Source organism: Shewanella sp. KCT (assembly GCF_007636505.1).
Taxonomy (GTDB): Bacteria; Pseudomonadota; Gammaproteobacteria; order Enterobacterales; family Shewanellaceae; genus Shewanella; species Shewanella halotolerans.
In genome coordinates this window covers 99,416-119,482 of the sequence record NZ_LVDJ01000012.1, presented here as the reverse complement: position 1 = coordinate 119,482, position 20,067 = coordinate 99,416, and the positions used below count along the sequence as shown (strand labels likewise).

Sequence of the window (20,067 nt, the reverse complement as noted above, 5' to 3'; positions counted from 1 at the left end):
GCGCTAAGAGCGGCCGCGTCAACTGGATTAAATAGGAAAGACCCTGGGATGGGGCAGAGGTAATAACAAGTGAGAAAATTCTTCGGAACCGATGGTATCAGAGGCAAGGTGGGCGCGGGTAAGATGACCCCGGAATTGGCGCTCAAACTTGGCTGGGCGGCGGGGCGTGTATTATCCCGCGCCGGCACTAAGAAGGTGATCATAGGTAAGGATACGCGTATTTCAGGCTATCTGTTCGAGTCTGCGATGGAAGCTGGCCTGTCGGCCGCTGGTTTGAATGTGATGTTGATGGGCCCAATGCCGACACCGGCTGTGGCCTATCTGACCCGTACCTTCAGAGCGGAAGCCGGTGTGGTGATCAGCGCATCTCACAATCCTTACTATGATAACGGTATCAAGTTCTTCTCTACCGACGGTAGCAAACTGGATGACGAGGTAGAGCTAGAGATCGAGCGAGAACTGGAAAAGCCGCTGGAGTGTGTCGAGTCACACCTGCTGGGTAAGGTGTCGCGTATCGAAGACGCCGCCGGTCGTTATATCGAATACTGTAAGGGTAATTTCCCTGCCGAGCATACCCTCAACGGCCTAAAGATAGTGGTCGACTGTGCCCACGGGGCAACCTACCACATTGCGCCGAGTGTGTTTCGTGAGCTAGGCGCCGAGGTGATCACCATAGGTGACAAGCCAGATGGCATCAACATCAACCATGAGGTGGGCGCTACCTCTATGGGTAAGATCCGCGAGACAGTGATCGCCGAGAAGGCGGATCTGGGTATCGCACTGGATGGCGATGGTGACCGCATCATGATGGTGAATCGCCATGGTAAGGTGATCGACGGTGATGAGATCCTCTATATCCTGGCCTGTGATGCTCAGGACCGCGGCGTGCTAAAAGGCGGCGTGGTCGGTACCCTGATGTCTAACCTGGGGCTGGCTCTTGCGCTCAAGGCCCGTGATATTCCCTTTGCCCGCTCTAAGGTGGGTGACCGTTATGTGATGGAGCTGCTCAAAGAGAAAGATTGGCGCATCGGTGGTGAGAACTCTGGCCATATCCTGAACCTGGATCATGGCACCACGGGGGATGGTATCGTCGCCGGTATTCTGGTGCTGGCGGCCATGTGTCGTAAGCAGGCGACCCTTGAGGAGCTGACCGAAGGCATTAAGATGCTGCCGCAGGTGCTGGTGAATGTCAGATTTGAAGGTACTCACAACCCGTTAGAGGCCGATAGCGTATTGAGTGCTCAGGCGGAAGTGGAAGCCAAACTTGGTGAACGTGGCCGCGTATTGCTGCGTAAGTCGGGCACAGAGCCGCTGATTCGTGTCATGGTCGAAGGCGATGTAGTCAGTGATGTAAAAGCCCACGCAAACTATATTGCCGAGGCTATTAAGGCGTTGGTTTAAGGCCCTTGTACAGGATTTAGCCTTGCCGGGTTAAATCCTGTGCTAATTACCCCTCGCAAGGATAAAAAGTAATCGCTTCGACACTTTATCGCAAAAATTCGAGATTTAGGTATTGTAACTTAACAAGTGGTTCGCTATTATTCAGCCCGCTTTCAGAAGGAGACAGTGATGGCACTAAGACGCCCAATGGTCGCTGGTAACTGGAAAATGAACGGTACTGCGCAACTAGCGCAAGAGTTGTTTACCAAGTTTGCTACCAAGCTTCAAAATGATTCTGCGGAAGTGGTCTTGTGTCCACCAAGTATTTTTCTTGAAAGTGTTCGTCAGCAACTCGATGCTAACAAAGAAGCCTTAAACGGTTGCTTGGTTAGAATGGGTGCCCAAAACCTGAGTCAGCATGACTTCGGTGCCTATACAGGCGAAGTATCTGGGCAGATGCTGAAAGATTCTGGATGTCGCTATGTGATTATCGGTCACTCCGAGCGTCGTAGAATGTACGGCGAAACCAGCGATATCGTGGCGGAAAAATTTGCCGCCGCACAGAAGCATGGTTTGACCCCTATCTTATGTGTAGGTGAGTCAGGTCCGGCGCGTGAAGCAAGACGCACCTTCGAGGTGATTGCAGAAGAGCTGGATGTGGTCATCGAGAAGAATGGCACCATGGCTTTTGATAATGCGATTATCGCCTATGAGCCTCTTTGGGCCGTAGGGACAGGTAAGAGCGCTACGCCAGAGCAGGCGCAGGAAGTACACGCGTTTATTCGCAAGCGTCTCTCTGAAGTGTCTCCGTATATCGGAGAGAATATCAGGATTTTGTACGGTGGTAGCGTAACGCCGAGTAATGCAGCAGATCTATTTGCTCAGCCTGATGTAGATGGTGGACTGATAGGCGGTGCTAGCTTAAACTCTACCGAGTTTTTAAGTTTATGTTCGATAGCGATGAGCGCATAATATGTACGAAGTTCTAATGGTTATTTACTTGTTGGTTGCGTTGGGCCTGATTGGCTTGATCCTCATCCAGCAAGGTAAGGGAGCTGACATGGGGGCCTCTTTCGGCGCCGGTGCATCAGCCACTCTGTTCGGTTCTTCTGGTTCGGGTAACTTTTTGACCCGTTCCACAGCGATACTGGCTATTGCCTTCTTTGCCCTGAGTCTGACGATTGGCAACTTGAGCGCAAACCACGCTAAAACAGAAGAATCTTGGAAAGATTTAGGTGCCGATGCGGCGGCCGTAACTGAACAAGTTACCGATGCAGCAAAAGACGCACAAAAGTCAGAAGATAAGATCCCTGACTAATCGCTCGAAAGAGCAAGGCGCGACTTAGATTTGACCCAAGGTTGATTTAGGTAGCGTGACTGGAAAAGATGAGTCTCCTCAAACTCACAAAAATTCTTAACCAGTCGAAGTAACGATCACATGCGGATGTGGTGGAATTGGTAGACACGCCATCTTGAGGGGGTGGTGAGCCTAGCTCGTGAGGGTTCAAGTCCCTCCATCCGCACCAAATTTAGATTGAGCCTAGCTTGGTCTGAATCGATAAAGTGGCAGAGGTTGCTGCCTTTATCATTGCAAATATTGTTCACAATCAATATAATTGCAGCAGTTGACGCGGGGTGGAGCAGTTTGGTAGCTCGTCGGGCTCATAACCCGAAGGTCGTCGGTTCAAATCCGGCCCCCGCAACCAGCTTCCCAGTGATGAAGCAGCGCTTCATTTCTGTTACAGGTTCTGAATGATATGACCTCGTGATTACGGGGTTTTTTGTTATCTGGACTTTTGAAATATCGTCATTTGATGATGTCGTACTGGGGCTTTATGCCCTTTTTTGTTTTTCGGGGGGTAACCTTGGCAACTTTAGAAAGTAAGCTGGAACAGATGCTTATCGCACCAGTTGAAGCATTGGGCCATAGTCTGTGGGGATTGGAATATGTACAGGCAGGCAAGCATTCAGTGCTGCGTGTATATATAGATAATGAAAACGGCATCTTTATCGATGATTGTGCCGATGTCAGTCGCCAGATCAGTGCCGTGCTCGATGTCGAGGACCCGATTTCGACCGAATATACACTAGAAGTTTCCTCACCGGGTGTCGATAGACCATTATTTACTGCAGAGCAGTATGCACGATACCTAGGTGAAACCGTAAAGGTACAACTGACTATGCCTGTCGCTGGTAGTCGTAATTTAAAAGGGACCGTCGCGGGCGTTGAGGGGCAGATGCTGACCCTTACCGTAGATGGCAACGAACTGATTATTGCCCTGGATAACATCCGTAAGGGCAACTTAATCGCTAAGTTTTGATGGATTCGAGCTGAACGAGGCAAGAGAATGAACAAAGAGATTCTGCTAGTCGCTGAGGCGGTTTCAAATGAGAAGGCCGTGCCACGCGAAAAGATTTTTGAAGCGTTGGAGATTGCGTTAGCGACGGCTACCAAGAAAAAATATGAAGGCGATATCGAAGTTCGTGTCGCTATCGATCGTAAGACAGGCGAGTACGAAACCTTCCGACGTTGGATGGTGGTTGAGGATGAAGGTCAGGCGCTGGAAAATCCTTTCCGCGAGATCACCCTGGAAGCGGCCCGTTACGAAAACCCAGAGATTCAAGTGGGCGAGTATATCGAAGATGAGATCGAGTCAGTCGTCTTCGACCGTATCACCACTCAAACCGCTAAGCAGGTAATCGTACAGAAAGTACGTGAAGCCGAGCGTGCACAGATCGTCGACCAGTTCCTGGAAAAAGAAGGCGAGCTGATCACGGGTGTGGTGAAGAAGAGCAACCGCGAGAGCGTCGTTGTGGATCTGGGTAACAACGCCGACGCCGTGCTGTTCAAAGAAGATCTTATCTCACGTGAGAGCTTCCGTCCTGGCGACCGTGTTCGTGCGCTGCTCTACGCCGTGCGTCCAGAGGCGCGTGGTGCACAGCTGTTCCTGACCCGTACCAAGCCAGACATGCTGATCGAGCTGTTCCGCGTAGAAGTACCGGAAATTGCCGACGAGATGATTGAGATCATGGGAGCAGCTCGTGACCCAGGTTCTCGCGCTAAGATTGCGGTCAAGTCTAATGACCGTCGCATCGATCCTATCGGTGCTTGTGTGGGCATGCGCGGCGCGCGTGTTCAGGCCGTGTCTAATGAGTTAGGCGGCGAGCGCGTTGATATCGTGCTTTGGGATGATAACCCAGCGCAATTTGTGATCAATGCGATGGCGCCGGCCGATGTGGCTTCTATCATAGTCGACGAAGATAACCATTCTATGGATATCGCCGTTGAAGCCGACTCGTTGGCGCAAGCTATTGGCCGTAACGGTCAAAACGTACGTTTGGCGACTCAGTTATCGGGCTGGGAACTAAACGTGATGACAGTGGAAGATATGCAGGCTAAGCATCAGGCGGAAAGCGCCAAGATTGTTAACCTGTTCGTCTCTGCACTGGATGTCGATGAAGATTTTGCTCAAGTACTGGCAGATGAAGGTTTTACCTCACTTGAAGAAGTTGCCTACGTACCTGAGTCAGAGTTGCTTGAAATCGACGGTTTCGACGAGGAGATCGTTGAGGCACTCAGAGAACGCGCTAAGGCTGCGATCTCTACACGGGCTTTGGCATCCGAGGAAGCACTTGACGGTGCTGAGCCAAGCGAAGATTTACTTGCCCTAGAAGGTTTAGAGCGTCACTTGGCGTATGTGTTGGCAAGTAAAGGCGTGATTACGCTTGAAGATTTAGCCGAACAAGGCATTGATGATTTGATCGAGATTGAAGAATTAACAGAAGAAAAGGCTGGTGAGCTCATTATGGCGGCCCGCAATATCTGTTGGTTTGGCGAAGAAGCTTAAGTCGATCAACAGAGGGGATTTTACAGATGGCAGATACCACAGTAGCAAAACTGGCCGAGGAAGTAGGGAAGAGTGCTGATCGATTAGTTGAGCAGTTTTCTGAGGCAGGAATTAAGAAGAGTAAAACAGATACTGTTTCTGAAGAAGAAAAGCAGAAGTTGCTTGAGTTTCTTAAGAAGCAACACGGCGGCGATTCAGCGCCAACCAAGATGACACTGCAACGTAAATCCATTTCGACACTGAGCGTGTCGGGTAGTGGTGGTCAGTCTAAAGATATCAAGGTAGAAGTGCGTAAGAAGCGTACCTTCGTCAAGCGCGACCCGGCGGCAGAAGCCGAGGTGGAAGCTAAGGCCAAGGCAGAAGCTGAAGCCAAGGCAGCTGCCGAAGCAGAAGCTAAGGCAAAGGCTGACGCGGAAGCCAAGGCGAAAGCTGAAGCAGAAGCCGCAGCAAAAGCTAAGGCTAAGGCCGAGGCAGAAGCTAAGGCGAAGAAGGCTGCCGAAGGTAAGCCTGCTGTTGAAGAAACAGCAGAAGAGAAAGCCGCCAAGGTGGAAGAAGCTCGCCTGCTAGCGGCTAAAGAAGCTGCCGCTAAGGCTAAGGCGGATGAAGAAGCTAAGGCTGCAGCCGAAGAAGCACGTCGTCTTGCCGAAGAGAACGAGAAGCGTTGGGCTGAAGAAGAGCGTCTGCGTAAAGAATCTGAAAACAGCGCCGATCACCATGTGACCACATCGACTGAAGCACGTGCCGCCGAAGATTCGGCGGACAGAGATGCCGAACGACGCGGTCGCCGTGCGCGTAAGCCTGCCGGTGGCAAGAAAGAGCCTATCGGCAAGAAGCGTGGCGGTAAAGAAGCTCGTGGTGGTCGTAACAATCGTAATCAGCGCAATGCGCCAGAGTCGATGGACCATGGCTTTAACAAGCCTGCTGCGGCCGTTACCCGTGACGTGACTATCGGCGAAACCGTAACGGTTGCCGAGCTGGCACAGAAGATGGCGGTTAAGGCGACCGAGATCATCAAGCAGATGATGAAGATGGGCTCTATGGTGACCATCAACCAGGTGCTGGATCAGGAAACTGCGCAGCTGGTAGCCGAAGAGATGGGCCACAAGGTGGTTCTGACTCGCGAAAACGAGCTTGAGCATCAAGTACTCGCCGATCGTGACGGCAACGTTAAGGTTGAGCCTCGTGCGCCGGTTGTGACCATCATGGGTCACGTTGACCATGGTAAGACATCGCTACTCGACTATATTCGTCGCGCTAAGGTGGCTTCTGGTGAGGCGGGTGGTATTACCCAGCACATCGGTGCATACCACGTAGAAACCGACAACGGCATGATCACCTTCTTAGATACCCCAGGTCACGCCGCGTTTACCGCGATGCGTGCACGTGGTGCCAAGGCGACCGATATCGTGGTATTGGTTGTTGCAGCCGATGACGGCGTGATGCCACAGACCATCGAAGCGATTCAGCACGCTAAGGCGGGCGGTGTACCGCTTATCGTTGCGGTGAACAAGATTGATAAGCCAGAAGCGGATCCTGATCGCGTTAAGTCTGAACTGTCTCAACACGGCGTGATGTCAGAAGATTGGGGCGGAAACAACATGTTTGTTCACGTGTCAGCTAAGTCTGGTGAAGGTATCGACGAGTTGCTGGAAGGCATCTTGCTTGAAGCCGAAGTACTAGAACTGAAAGCGGTACGCGAAGGCATGGCTGCGGGTGTGGTTGTTGAGTCTAAGCTAGACAAGGGCCGCGGCCCTGTAGCGACCATCCTGGTACAAGAAGGTACCCTGAAGCAGGGCGATATCGTTCTTTGTGGTCTTGAGTACGGTAAAGTCCGTGCGATGAAGGATGAGAACGGTAAGTCGATCACCGAAGCCGGTCCATCGATTCCCGTTGAGATCTTAGGTCTTTCTGGTGTGCCATCTGCCGGTGACGAAGCGACCGTTGTTCGTGACGAGCGTAAGGCACGTGAAGTGGCACTCTACCGTCAAGGTAAGTTCCGTGACGTTAAGCTGGCCCGTCAGCAGAAGTCTAAGCTTGAGAACATGTTCGCTAACATGACAGAAGGCGAAGTCCAAGAGCTGAACATCGTCCTTAAGGCCGACGTACAAGGCTCGCTGGAAGCGATTTCTGACTCACTCAACAAGCTGTCTACCGACGAGGTGAAGGTTAACATCATCGCCAGCGGTGTAGGTGGATTGACCGAGACAGATGCGACTCTGGCGGCTGCGTCAAACGCTATCATGGTTGGTTTCAACGTTCGTGCCGATGCACAGGCGCGTAAGACGATTGAAAGCGAGAGCGTTGACCTGCGTTACTACAGCGTTATCTATCATCTTATCGATGAAGTTAAGGCGGCCATGGGTGGCATGTTGGCACCTGAGTTCAAGCAAGAGATCATTGGTCTTGCCGAAGTGCGTGACGTGTTCAAGTCGCCTAAGATTGGTGCTATCGCAGGTTGTATGGTTACCGAAGGTACCATCAAGCGCAGCGCGCCAATCCGTGTACTACGTGACAACGTAGTGATCTTCGAAGGTGAGCTTGAATCACTGCGTCGCTTCAAGGATGACGTTAACGAAGTTCGTAACGGTATGGAGTGTGGTATCGGCGTGAAGAACTATAATGACGTCAAAGTTGGCGATCAGATTGAGGTCTTCGAAACGGTCGAAATCGCTCGAACCTTATAATACCAATCACAGTAAGTATGTGAGCAGAAATAGCGTATGAAAAACGTTTGAGAACAAGGCAGAATTTTTCGATAAGTAGTTAGACTACAATCAAAAATACTAACGCAATTATCGAACGTTTTAATACGCTAGGATGATTAGCTATTTACTACGATTGGTATCAGTATCAAGGGGCGGCGCAAGCCGCCTTTTTGTTCAGGCATGACCCAGAGTCAAGACGCGACCCAAATAGCAGCGGTTGCAGCTTTACCAAGCCGGTCACCTGTTTTTGAGATGGCAAAATATTATGGCAAGAGAATTTAGTCGTACTCGTCGCATCGCTCAGCAGCTGCAACAGGAGCTGGCTCAGGTGCTGCAACGGGACATCAAAGATCCGCGTATCGGTATGGTGACGGTCAACGACGTCGATGTATCTCGCGATTTGAACTACGCCAAGGTCTATGTCACCTTCTTCGAGGAAGACAAGGCGGTTGTAGAAGAGAAGCTGGCGGCGCTGGAAGCGGCTGCGGGTTATGTTCGCTCTCTGGTGGCGGGTCGTATGAAGCTTAGGGTTATGCCCGAAATCCGCTTCATCTATGATGCGTCGCTGATCGAGGGGATGCGCATGTCTAACCTGGTGAGTCAGGTGATCACCAAGGATAAGGCTAAGGCGGTTGAACACGGTCGTGAAGACGAAGAGCAGGACAATACCGAGCAGGACGATAAATAATGGCGCGTAAACCTAGAGGTCGCTTGGTCGACGGCATAGTGCTGCTGGACAAAGACACGGGAATGAGCTCCAACTTCGCCTTACAGAGAGTAAAGCGAATCTATAACGCCGCCAAGGCGGGTCATACTGGCGCGCTGGACCCTTTAGCGACCGGCATGCTGCCGATCTGCCTGGGTGAGGCCACCAAGTTTTCGCAGCATCTGCTCGATGCCGACAAACGTTACCTGGTGACCGCCAAGCTGGGTGTGCGCACAGATACCAGCGACTCTGACGGTGAGGTGGTGCAGACGCGCCCGATTAACTTCACCGAGCAGCAGCTCGAAGAGGCGCTGGAGCATTTTCGTGGTGAGACCATGCAGGTGCCCTCTATGTACTCGGCGCTCAAGTATCAGGGCCAGCCTCTGTACAAGTACGCCAGAGAAGGCAAAGAGGTGCCGCGCGAGGCGCGTCCTATCAAGGTCTTTGAGCTTAACTTTATTAAGCTTGAGGGTGACGAGCTGACCTTGGACATCCACTGCTCCAAGGGGACCTACATCCGTACCATTACCGATGATCTCGGTGAGATGCTGGGCTGTGGTGCTCACGTCATCATGCTGCGCCGTACAGGCGTTGCCGGTTATCCTTACGATAAGATGGTGACACTGGAGCAGCTTGAGGCCTTGCTTGCCAAGGCGCAGGAAGAGGAGCGTCCGCCTAAGGAACTACTGGATCCCCTGTTGCTGCCCATGGATACCGCGGTGAGCGGCCTCAAAGAGATCAACGTCTCCGATGAGCTGGCCCATTATCTGATGAACGGTAATCCGGTTCAGGTGGCTAATTTGCCCGTCGATGAGTTGGTGCGTATCACCCTAGGTGAGGCGAAACAGTTTGTCGGTATCGGACAGATGAACGACGATGGCTTGCTGGCGCCTAAGCGTCTGGTGGTATTGCACGACGAGCAGGCTTGAGGCTTGCTAAATGGCGCTAAAATCGGTACTATAGCGCGCTCTCTTTGGCTGAGTTAGTGATCGGCTGAAGTTTCTATCTATTTTTGGAGAAAAAAATGTCACTAAGTAAAGAAGTAAAAGCACAAATCCTGGCTGATTTCGGTCGTGGTGAAAATGACACTGGTTCTACTGAAGTTCAGGTTGCTCTGCTAACTGCACAGATCAACCACCTACAAGGTCACTTCAAAGAGCACATCCATGATCATCACTCACGTCGTGGTTTGCTTCGCATGGTTAACTCTCGTCGTAAGCTTCTAGCTTACCTGAAGCGCACTGAAAACGAGCGCTATCAAGAGCTTATCAAGAAGTTAGGTCTACGTCGCTAATCTATCGATTAGTGCTGTAGTGGAAAAAGGAGGCTAAGCCTCCTTTTTTTATGCCTGATTTTCGGAAATGGCTTTAGCTAATCGCTGTGGTGACATTAAAGCGACGATTAAATCTGACTGATGCTGGCGGTGTTGGGGGCTATATAACGGTTCTCGAATTCGCTTATATCCAGCGGTTGGCTGTAGTAGAAGCCCTGGCCTATCTCACAGTCCATCTGTTTTAGCCAGTTAAGCTGCTGCTCATTCTCAATTCCTTCGGCCACGATATGTAGATTTAGCTGCTTGCCGAGCATCAAGATGGTTGAGGCGATGGCGCTCTCGTTAGGCAGATCCGTCACGAAGCAGCGATCTATCTTCATGGTGGTGATCGGCAGATGACGCAGGTAGGAGAGCGAGGAGTAGCCGGTACCGAAGTCATCGACCGCGATACCAAATCCTGCGCCCTTGAGCTGCTCCAGTTTATGGATGGCGAGCTCGATATCATTCATCAGTGAGGTCTCGGTGATCTCCACCTCTAAAAGACTGGGGTCTATCTGGTATCTCAGCGCCAGCTGCTTGATGTCCGGCACCAGGCTGGCATCGGCAAACTGCTGCGAGGCGACGTTGACCGCGATGGGGATGGCGTAGTTGTAGCGCTTACGCCAATGTTTCAGGGTGCGGCAGGCCTCTTCGATGACCCAGCGTCCCAGGGGGATGATGATGCCTGTCTCTTCGGCCACAGGGATGAAAGACATGGGGCTGATGAGTCTGCCATCTTTCTTCCAGCGAATCAGCGCCTCACAGGCGATCACCTTGCCGGTCTTGATATTAAACTTGGGCTGAAAATGCAGCAGGAACTCGTTGTTCTTCAGGGCGTCGTGCAGGGAGGCCTCGGTTCTCAGACGCACCGCGGCCCGCTCAGTCATCTGCTGCTTGAAGAAGGCCCATTGATTAGAGCCAGCCGCCTTGGCGCTGTACATGGCGATATCGGCGTGGCGGATCAGATCTTCGGCGCTCAGACCATCGTCGGGGTAGATGGAGATCCCCACCGACGCGGCGGGATGTATGGTGTGCTCATTCAGCTGTAGTGGCACGTTGAGCTGCATCAGCAGCTTGTCGACAAAGTCGGCGGCCTGATCCGGGGTTCTGGCGTCTTCGGCCAGGATGACAAACTCATCGCCGCCGAGACGCGCCACTGTGCCGCGATCGCCGACGACCCGCTCCAGCACCCTGGCGATACGGGCCAGGAACTGATCCCCCAGGGCATGGCCCAGCGAGTCGTTGACGTTCTTGAAACGGTCGAGGTCGATAAACAGCATGGTAAATTGATGCTTGTGCACCCTGGCGCGCTGAATCGATACCGCTATGGTTTCCAGCAGTAGGGTGCGGTTAGGCAGACCTGTGAGGGGATCCCGGGTCGCCATGCGCCGAAGCTTGCTCTGGGTCTGGCCAAACTGGATTAAGATTTGATTAAATTTTGATGTCACCAGGCCCAGCTCGTCATCCTGGTGGGCGGTTGACGTGGGCAGCAGGTTTTCGTCCGGCAGCTCGGGGTCTATCTTATCAATCGCCTCACTGATCTGGGCGATCGGCTTGGTGAGGAAGCGGTGGAAGATGATGGACAGCGCCATGGTGACCAAGAGTGCCCGGGCCAGGGTGGCCAGAAAGCTAAAGCGTAACTGGGAGAAGAGGGAGTCGGTCAGCTCCTGGGTGTTATAGAAGATGGTCAGGGTGCCGATGATCTGCTGCTTCTCTGTGCCCTCGAAGAAAGAGGGACGGTAGAGGGTGCGGCTTATCTGTTTCAGGTCGCCAAACAGCTTTTCACTGAGCTTACGCACCAGCGGGTTGTCGGTGAAAGGGTTGTTCATGGAGACAAACATGCTGCCATCGTCGAGCTCGATCACCGCCTCGCCCACATGCTCGACCTTGAGTACCCCTTCGAGGGTCTGAGTGGCGAGATTGTCATCCAGTGCCCAGACGGCGTTGGCGGCGGGTTGTTCGATGGAGTCCAGCAGCTCTTCCTGGGCGACCATGAGTTGTTGACGGGCCGAGACACCGACTAAGGCGACTTCGACGATAAAGATGGCAACGGCAAAAAATAACGCTGAAAACACGACCAGTGTCGTCTGTTTCCATGTTAAGGATTTAAACCGAGCGCTCATTTGCCACCCCTTGTTCCTAGTGACCAATCACATTCTATTTTCAGAAAAAGCAGCGATAGACAGAAATTTATCTTTATCTAACCACTTTAGAGAAAAGATTCAGCTTTGTCATCTACATGTGCTCTTTATCTATTGATTAGACTTGCAGTATACTTAGCCGCGAAATTAAGGTTATTAAATTAAGGAAAGGTTCACGTGAATCCAATCGTAAAGAGTTTTGAATATGGTCAGCACACAGTCACACTAGAGACTGGGGTTATTGCACGTCAAGCAGACGCAGCTGTTTTGGCAAGTATGGGCGATACAACAGTATTGGTTACTGTTGTTGGCAAGAAAGCTGAAGAGCCAGGTCGTGACTTTTTCCCGTTAACCGTTAATTACCAGGAAAAAACTTACGCTGCGGGTAAAATCCCTGGTGGATTCTTCAAGCGTGAAGGTCGTCCATCTGAAGGCGAGACCCTCACTGCACGTCTGATTGACCGTCCTATTCGTCCTCTATTCCCTAATGGTTTTAAGAACGAAGTTCAGGTGATCATCACTGTGGTTTCTGTTGATCCAGAAATCAGCCCAGAAGTGATCTCTATGATCGGTACTTCTGCGGCACTGTCTATCTCAGGCATTCCATTCAATGGTCCACTGGGTTCTGCTCGTGTTGGTTATGTAGATGGCGAGTACATCCTCAACCCAACGGTTTCACAGCTAGAAAACAGCCAGCTGGAGCTTTCTGTTGCCGGTACTGAAAATGCAGTACTTATGGTTGAGTCTGAAGCCGATGCGCTGCCAGAAGAAGTGATGCTTGGCGCCGTGGTTTACGGTCATGAGCAACAGCAAGTTGTTATCCAGGCGATCAAAGAGCTAAAGGCCGAAGTTAACAAGCCAATGTGGGACTGGACTGCTCCAGTACAAAATGAAGAGCTGGTTGCTAAGGTTAAAGATTTGGCTGAAGCGGGTCTAACCGAAGCTTACCAGATTGTCGTTAAGCAAGATCGTTATGCTCAGGTTGATGTCGTTAAAACGGCGGCTAAAGAAGCATTACTGGCTGAAAACCCAGATGCCGATGCACGCGAAATTGACGGTCTGCTTGGCAGCCTAGAGAAGAAAGTGGTTCGTAGCCGCATCATCGCGGGCAACCCACGTATCGATGGTCGTGAGCCAGATATGGTTCGTGCCCTGAGCGTGGTGGCGGGCGTACTGCCACGTACTCACGGTAGTGCTCTGTTCACCCGTGGTGAGACTCAGGCGCTGGTGACTTGTACCTTAGGTACTGAGCGTGACGCACAGAAGATCGACAGCATCATGGGCGAGCAAACCAGCCGCTTCATGCTGCACTACAACTTCCCTCCATACTCAGTGGGTGAAACCGGTATGGTTGGCTCGCCTAAGCGTCGTGAAATCGGTCACGGTAAGCTGGCATGGCGTGGTATCCACGCGGTAATGCCAACGGCTGAAGAGTTCCCATACAGCATCCGCGTAGTATCTGAGATCACCGAGTCTAACGGTTCAAGCTCAATGGCGTCTGTGTGTGGTACTTCACTGGCGCTGATGGATGCCGGTGTACCAATCAAGACTTCAGTTGCTGGTATCGCCATGGGTCTGGTTAAAGAAGGCGACGATTTCGTTGTACTTTCTGACATTCTGGGTGACGAAGACCACCTGGGTGACATGGATTTCAAAGTGGCTGGTACCCGTGACGGTGTTACCGCGCTGCAGATGGATATCAAGATCGAAGGTATCACCAAAGAGATCATGCAGATCGCTCTGCAGCAAGCCTACGGTGCTCGCGTACACATCTTGAATGTGATGGATCAGGCTATCTCTGGCCACCGCGCCGAGATCTCTGATCACGCGCCGCGTATCACCACTCTGAAGATTAACCCAGAGAAGATCCGTGACGTGATTGGTAAAGGCGGTGCAACTATCCGTGCTCTGACCGAAGAGACTGGCACTACTATCGAGCTGGAAGATGACGGTACCGTTAAGATTGCTTCTGCCAACGGCGATGCGACCAAAGAAGCGATCCGTCGTATCCAGGAGATCACTGCAGAAGTTGAAGTGGGCACTGTCTACAATGGTAAGGTTGTTCGTATCGTTGACTTCGGTGCCTTCGTGACTATCCTGCCGGGTAAAGACGGTCTGGTACACATCTCGCAAATCGCCGAGGAGCGTGTTGCCAACGTCTCTGACTACCTGGAAGTGGGTCAAGAAGTGAAAGTTAAGGTGATGGAAGTCGATCGCCAAGGCCGCGTACGTCTGTCGATGAAAGAAGCTCAGCCGAAAGAAGAATCGGCAAGCGAATAATCGATAGCGAAAGCGAGTGAAATTTGAAAGGAGACCATTAGGTCTCCTTTTTTATTGGTTTTTTCTCATAGAAGATAGCCGTCACTATTTGGTATTGCTATGATTGAGGCTATTGCAGCGCTGAAAAGGTTAAATGGATGACTCATAAATTACGCTCGGTCTCGTTAGCGGTGATGACCAGCCTAAGTTTGTTACTAACAGGATGTGTATCGACTCAACCGGCGGCGACGGCGGAGCAGGGCAAGTTAATGGTTGCCCCGGTTATGCCCGATTATAAGCTCGAGGTGACCCTCGCCAGATTAAACGATATCTTGGCTTCGGCCGAGTTGACCCCAGAGCAGCGTGCGCGTTTTCATTATGACCGCGGGGTGATCTACGACAGCGTTGGGCTGCGCATCCTGAGTCGCATCGATTTTCATCAGTCGCTGAAGCTGCAGCCTAATCTTGCCGATGCCTATAACTTCATCGGCATCTACTACACCCAGGAAGGGGAGTTTGAGAGCGCCTACGAGGCCTTCGACGCCGTGCTCGAGCTGTCCCCCGATTATGACTATGCCTATCTCAATCGCGGTATTGCTCTCTATTACGGGCAGCGCGACGAGCTGGCCGTGGCCGATATGCAGTCTTTCTATCAGGCCAATGAGCAAGATGGCTACCGCGCGCTGTGGCTCTATATCACCGAGTCGAAAGTCGATGGCGAGCAGGCGATGCAGCATCTCGCCGCCAATAGAGCCAAATTGGATGACTCACAATGGTCGACTACGTTAGTGGACTTCTATTTGGGTAAGGAGAGCCGCGAGCAGGTGTTTGAGGTGGCCAAGCAGGGGCTGAGCCATCCTAACGAGTATGCCGAGCGCCTGTGCGAAGCCTATTTTTATATCGCCAAGATTGCCGAGAAGCAGGGCAATTACAGTGACGCCGCGAACTACTTCCGCCTAGCTCTGGCGACCAATATCTATGATTTTGTCGAGCACAGGTATGCCAGGGTCGAGCTGGCGAAGATAAACGAGCTGATTGCTCAGCCCTAGTGCCTGGTTTAGGTTAGCCAAGCCGAACGATTCAGCAACTCAGCAACCTATCACTATAAAAGGCTCGCCATTCTCGGCGGGCCTTTTTACTTAGGTTAGCCGCCCGCCTCAGTTCCGCCGCGCTAAACTAGCCATAGGTCAAGCTTGGCGCTATAATTGCCCGCTTTTAACACTCCATCAAATTCGCAGGTAATCATGTCAGGCTATACAGTTGAAGTCGACAAGCGTCGTACTTTCGCCATCATCTCGCACCCGGATGCGGGTAAAACCACCATCACCGAGAAGGTCTTGTTGTTCGGACAGGCGTTGCAGAAGGCGGGCACGGTAAAGGGTAAGAAGTCGGGACAGCATGCCAAGTCTGACTGGATGGAGATGGAAAAGGATCGTGGTATCTCGATAACCACCTCTGTAATGCAATTCCCTTACCGCGAGGCCTTGGTGAACCTGCTGGATACTCCAGGTCACGAAGACTTCTCGGAAGATACCTATCGTACGCTGACGGCGGTTGACTCTTGCCTCATGGTGATCGACTCGGCAAAGGGTGTTGAGCAACGCACCATCAAGTTGATGGAAGTCACCCGTCTGCGTGATACGCCGATCGTGACCTTCATGAACAAACTTGACCGCGATATTCGTGATCCTATCGAGTTGATGGACGAGGTGGAGAACATACTGAACATCGCCTGTGCGCCAATTACCTGGCCTATCGGCGCAGGTAAAGAGTTCAAAGGTGTGTACCACCTGTTGCGTGATGAGGTGATCCTCTATCAAAACGGCATGGGTCATACCATCCAGGATTCTCGCGTCATCAAGGGCTTGGATAATCCAGAGCTGGATGAGGCGATCGGCAGCTACGCACAAGACCTGCGCGATGAGATGGAGCTGGTGCTGGGTGCCTCTCATGAGTTTGACCTTGAGGCCTTCCTTAAGGGCGAGCTAACGCCGGTATTCTTCGGTACCGCACTGGGTAACTTCGGTGTCGACCATATTCTCGACGGTATCGTCGAGTGGGCGCCGCGTCCTCAGCCGCGTGAGTCGGATCAGCGTAACGTTGAGCCCGATGAGCCTAAGTTCAGTGGCTTCGTGTTTAAGATCCAGGCGAACATGGATCCTAAGCACAGGGACCGTGTCGCCTTCATGCGTATCTGCTCCGGTCGTTATGAGCAAGGCATGAAGATGCACCATGTGCGTATTGGTAAAGATGTGAACGTCAGCGACGCTCTAACTTTCATGGCCGGCGATCGTAACCGCGCCGACGCGGCTTATCCTGGTGATATTATCGGCCTGCATAACCATGGCACCATACGCATCGGCGATACCTTTACCCAAGGTGAGAAGCTTCGCTTTACCGGTGTACCAAACTTCGCACCTGAGATGTTCCGCCGTATCAGGCTCAAGGATCCGCTGAAGCAGAAACAGCTGCTCAAAGGTCTGGTACAGCTGTCTGAAGAAGGTGCGGTGCAGGTGTTCCGTCCGCTGGACTCCAACGACCTGATCGTGGGCGCCGTGGGTGTGCTGCAGTTTGAAGTGGTTGTGCAGCGTCTTAAGAGCGAATATAAGGTCGAGGCTATCTACGAGGCGATCAGCGTGGCGACGGCGCGCTGGGTCTACTGCGAAGATGCCAAGAAGCTTGAAGAGTTTAAGCGAAAGTGCAGCAACAATTTGGCGCTAGATGGCGGCGACAACCTCACCTATGTGGCGCCGACCATGGTGAACCTCAATTTGTCGATAGAACGTTATCCCGACATAGAGTTCGCCAAGACCCGCGAGAACTAAAAAATTGAAAAAGCAGCCTAGGCTGCTTTTTTTGTGCACATTTTTTGAGCCCTTCAGTATAGTGAAACTAAGCGATTGAACTAGGCGCTATTGAAGTTGGGGGCCATTGAAGTGGGGCCTGAGAAGTCAAAAACCATAGAATTAAGGAGCCAAGATGATAGTGAAATGGTGGCGCGCCTATATCGCCTGGTGTGATCGTATGGGGCTAACGCCGGAGAATCAGCGCTGCTGCGCGCCCAAAATAAGTGATCCCGAATTAAATGAGCCTAAATTGAGTGAGTCGGCATTAACCGCTCACCAGGCAGAGAAACCTCAGCAAGCACCACATGATGCCAAGGCGAGAGTTGAAGATGCGCGCCGGTGATTCCCAGGATAGCAAGGCATTCGATAGCAGGCTTGCGGTTATCGACAGTCATGTGCATCTGGATTTTGACGAATTCGATGCTGAGCGTGAGCAGTTAGTCGCCAGGCTCAGGGCCAATGGCCTTAAAGATGCGGTGATCCCAGGCGTCAGCGCCAGTCAATGGCCTAAGCTTCAGGTGATCGCGGCGCGCCATGGCTTTCATTATGGACTCGGGGTTCATCCCTGGTATTGCACTGAAGATTGGCAGCAAGATATTGAAAACTTGTCTAAACTTCTTGAGGAGCGAGGCGACGACCCCAAGCTGGTTGCCATCGGCGAGTGTGGGTTAGATGCCTTACATAAAGCTTCCTGGGAGGCTCAGCTTCCCTGTTTCGAGGCGCAACTGCAGTTGGCCCAGCAACACGAATTGCCGGTGATTCTGCATAGCGTCAAGGCCCACAACGAGGTGCTGGCGTTACTCAAACGCTACCCTTTGGCAAGAGGAGGTGTGATACATGGCTTTTATGGCTCGATGCAGTTGGCTCAGCGCTATGTGGATGCGGGGTGTTACCTAGGAATAGGTCATCTGTTGCTGGAGGAAAAGGCGAAAAAATTGCAAGAAACGCTTGTCAAGTTACCGTTAGAACATCTGGTGATCGAGACTGATTTGGCCCTGGTTTACCAGCTGAAAAAGTCGCAATTTGCCGATAAAACCGGCGGATCTGGCTTAATTTTGCATTTGCTAATTGAGAAAATCGCAAATTTGCAAAAAAAATCTAACGTTCTGGTATCAGAACAAGTGTTTCGAAATACGCTGCAACTCTTTGACCTCTAGTTTATTTTTGAAAAAACAGATGTAAGTCGCACCAAGTTTTTTTTGTAACACCTTGAAATAAAACTTCAAAAACTTGATCAAAACGACGATTTTAACCATCCGGTCGGGTATAATCTGTCGGTGAAAAAGGTTGGTTAACAACATAATTAAAAAGTATTAACAATAGGGTGATGGTTAATGGATATTTTAATGAGTTTAGTAGGGGTGGTCGTCCTACTCGCGATAGGTTTTTTGCTTTCTAACAACAAAAAAGCTATCAACATGCGTACCGTATTTGGTGCACTTGCGATTCAGGCATTCTTTGCAGGTTTCGTACTGTACGTACCTATCGGTAAAGACATTCTAAAAAGTGTTTCAGATGGCGTATCTAGCGTTATCGGTTACGCACAAAACGGTATCGGCTTCCTGTTTGGCGATCTGGCTAACTTCAAATTGGGCTTCATCTTCGCTATCAACGTACTGCCTGTTATCGTCTTCTTCTCATCGCTGATCGCGGTACTTTACTACCTGGGCATCATGCAGTGGATCATCCGTATCATCGGTGGTGGTCTACAGAAAGTCTTGGGTACTAGCCGTACTGAGTCTATGTCAGCAACTGCTAACATCTTCGTTGGTCAAACAGAAGCGCCACTTGTGGTTCGTCCGTTTATCGCGACTATGACTCAGTCTGAGCTGTTTGCCATCATGGTTGGTGGTCTAGCTTCAATCGCTGGTTCAGTATTGGCTGGTTACGCGCAGATGGGTGTACCTATCGAGTACCTTGTTGCTGCATCATTCATGGCTGCACCAGGTGGTCTATTGATGGCTAAGCTAATGCATCCAGAAACAGAGAAAACTGTTAACGAAATGGATGAGCTGCCAGAAGATCCTGACAAGCCAGCTAACGTACTAGACGCAGCAGCAGCAGGTGCTTCATCTGGTATGCACCTAGCCCTAAACGTTGGTGCAATGTTGATCGCTTTCGTAGGCTTAATCGCTATGATCAACGGTATCATCGGTGGTGTAACTGGCCTGTTCGGTGCTGAAGGTATCACGCTAGAGCTGATCCTTGGTTACATCTTCATGCCACTCGCATTCCTAATCGGTGTGCCTTGGAACGAAGCCCTTATCGCAGGTTCTTTCATTGGTCAGAAGATTGTTGTTAACGAATTCGTTGCTTACCTGAACTTCGCTCCATACCTGAAAGACGTTGCTGACGGTGGTCTGCTAGTTGAAGCGACTAACGCTGTAATGAGTGACAGAACTAAGGCAATCATTTCATTCGCTCTTTGCGGCTTCGCAAATTTAGGTTCCGTTGCCGTTATACTTGGTGGGTTGGGGGCCATGGCACCGACTCGTCGTCACGACCTAGCTAGACTTAGTCTACGTGCGGTAGTAGCTGGTTCTCTATCTAATCTAATGAGTGCTACGCTAGCGGGTCTGTTCCTAGCGTTATAAGTCTCAGGAAATTCCTTGGGGGGATGCCCCTGAACGACGACTCTGCCCAGCAGGGCAGAGTCAGCGTTAACCCAACCATTTTTCAACATATTAGTAACAAGATGACTATTTATCACAGCCGTTGATGTTTAGTCATGGGGAGATAAACTTCGAGCTGGCCGGCGACAAAACGCCAATATCAGTGATAAATCAGAAGTTTGTTTTAGTGTTAGAATATTGTGTTCGCATTTTTACATTAATTATATTGTGATTTAATACAATTTGAGTAAAATGCGG

16 protein-coding genes and 2 tRNA genes are annotated in these 20,067 nt (G+C 51.3%); 17 read left to right on the top strand and 1 reads right to left on the bottom strand.

All coding sequences use genetic code 11. From position 1 onward, the window contains the following. The first annotated feature begins 69 nt into the window (after positions 1 to 69). The 11 genes from glmM to rpsO all read left to right on the top strand — a co-directional run bounded on the left by glmM (position 70) and on the right by rpsO (position 9,933). Positions 70 to 1,401, top strand: coding sequence for a phosphoglucosamine mutase (gene glmM / locus AYI87_RS16555; protein WP_144203813.1), 1,332 nt, complete (start codon positions 70 to 72; stop codon positions 1,399 to 1,401). Between the two features lie 168 nt (positions 1,402 to 1,569). After that, positions 1,570 to 2,352 carry a triose-phosphate isomerase gene (gene tpiA, locus AYI87_RS16550; protein WP_011866628.1) on the top strand — a complete coding sequence of 261 codons (783 nt, stop codon included), beginning with the start codon at positions 1,570 to 1,572 and terminating at the stop codon, positions 2,350 to 2,352. A gap of 1 nt (position 2,353) precedes the next feature. Next, positions 2,354 to 2,698, top strand: coding sequence for a preprotein translocase subunit SecG (gene secG / locus AYI87_RS16545; protein WP_011866627.1), 345 nt, complete (start codon positions 2,354 to 2,356; stop codon positions 2,696 to 2,698). A gap of 122 nt (positions 2,699 to 2,820) precedes the next feature. Then, a tRNA-Leu gene (locus AYI87_RS16540) sits at positions 2,821 to 2,906 on the top strand. 103 nt (positions 2,907 to 3,009) lie between these two features. Then, positions 3,010 to 3,086: transfer RNA gene (locus AYI87_RS16535), tRNA-Met, on the top strand. Positions 3,087 to 3,245: 159 nt separating this feature from the next. After that, complete coding sequence (gene rimP, locus AYI87_RS16530) at positions 3,246 to 3,701, top strand: ribosome maturation factor RimP (protein ID WP_041407366.1); 456 nt, start codon at positions 3,246 to 3,248, stop codon at positions 3,699 to 3,701. Between the two features lie 27 nt (positions 3,702 to 3,728). Continuing rightward, a complete protein-coding gene (gene nusA, locus AYI87_RS16525) occupies positions 3,729 to 5,228 on the top strand; it encodes a transcription termination factor NusA (RefSeq protein WP_011866625.1) in 1,500 nt (499 codons plus the stop codon). Between the two features lie 26 nt (positions 5,229 to 5,254). Then, on the top strand, positions 5,255 to 7,912 hold the full coding sequence (infB, locus tag AYI87_RS16520) for a translation initiation factor IF-2 (protein WP_144203812.1): 2,658 nt from the start codon (positions 5,255 to 5,257) through the stop codon (positions 7,910 to 7,912). Positions 7,913 to 8,198: 286 nt separating this feature from the next. Then, a complete protein-coding gene (gene rbfA, locus AYI87_RS16515; RefSeq protein WP_144203811.1) occupies positions 8,199 to 8,621 on the top strand; it encodes a 30S ribosome-binding factor RbfA in 423 nt (140 codons plus the stop codon). Then, a complete protein-coding gene (gene truB, locus AYI87_RS16510; protein ID WP_144203810.1) occupies positions 8,621 to 9,568 on the top strand; it encodes a tRNA pseudouridine(55) synthase TruB in 948 nt (315 codons plus the stop codon). The genes rbfA and truB overlap by 1 nt, the downstream gene beginning before the upstream one ends. Before the next feature lie 95 nt (positions 9,569 to 9,663). Next, positions 9,664 to 9,933, top strand: coding sequence for a 30S ribosomal protein S15 (rpsO, locus tag AYI87_RS16505; RefSeq protein WP_011866621.1), 270 nt, complete (start codon positions 9,664 to 9,666; stop codon positions 9,931 to 9,933). Positions 9,934 to 10,040: 107 nt separating this feature from the next. On the opposite strand, the gene AYI87_RS16500 is transcribed toward rpsO, so the two are convergent. Beyond that, entirely contained in the window at positions 10,041 to 12,074 is a 2,034-nt protein-coding gene (locus AYI87_RS16500) for a putative bifunctional diguanylate cyclase/phosphodiesterase (protein WP_144203809.1), read from the bottom strand. A 195-nt stretch (positions 12,075 to 12,269) separates the two neighbouring features. Between AYI87_RS16500 and pnp the strand changes: the two genes are divergently transcribed. The 6 genes from pnp to AYI87_RS16470 all read left to right on the top strand — a co-directional run bounded on the left by pnp (position 12,270) and on the right by AYI87_RS16470 (position 19,791). Beyond that, positions 12,270 to 14,372: a polyribonucleotide nucleotidyltransferase gene (pnp, locus tag AYI87_RS16495; protein WP_144203808.1), complete on the top strand. Its 2,103-nt coding sequence runs from the start codon at positions 12,270 to 12,272 to the stop codon at positions 14,370 to 14,372. A gap of 137 nt (positions 14,373 to 14,509) precedes the next feature. Then, entirely contained in the window at positions 14,510 to 15,400 is an 891-nt protein-coding gene (gene nlpI / locus AYI87_RS16490; RefSeq protein WP_144203807.1) for a lipoprotein NlpI, read from the top strand. A 195-nt stretch (positions 15,401 to 15,595) separates the two neighbouring features. After that, complete coding sequence (prfC, locus tag AYI87_RS16485; protein ID WP_144203806.1) at positions 15,596 to 17,176, top strand: peptide chain release factor 3; 1,581 nt, start codon at positions 15,596 to 15,598, stop codon at positions 17,174 to 17,176. A 154-nt stretch (positions 17,177 to 17,330) separates the two neighbouring features. Beyond that, a complete protein-coding gene (locus AYI87_RS16480) occupies positions 17,331 to 17,540 on the top strand; it encodes a hypothetical protein (protein ID WP_144203805.1) in 210 nt (69 codons plus the stop codon). Then, complete coding sequence (locus AYI87_RS16475; RefSeq protein ID WP_144203829.1) at positions 17,527 to 18,354, top strand: TatD family hydrolase; 828 nt, start codon at positions 17,527 to 17,529, stop codon at positions 18,352 to 18,354. Before AYI87_RS16480 ends, AYI87_RS16475 begins: the two co-directional genes overlap by 14 nt. A 177-nt stretch (positions 18,355 to 18,531) precedes the next feature. Further along, complete coding sequence (locus AYI87_RS16470; protein WP_144203804.1) at positions 18,532 to 19,791, top strand: NupC/NupG family nucleoside CNT transporter; 1,260 nt, start codon at positions 18,532 to 18,534, stop codon at positions 19,789 to 19,791. Positions 19,792 to 20,067: the final 276 nt, after the last annotated feature.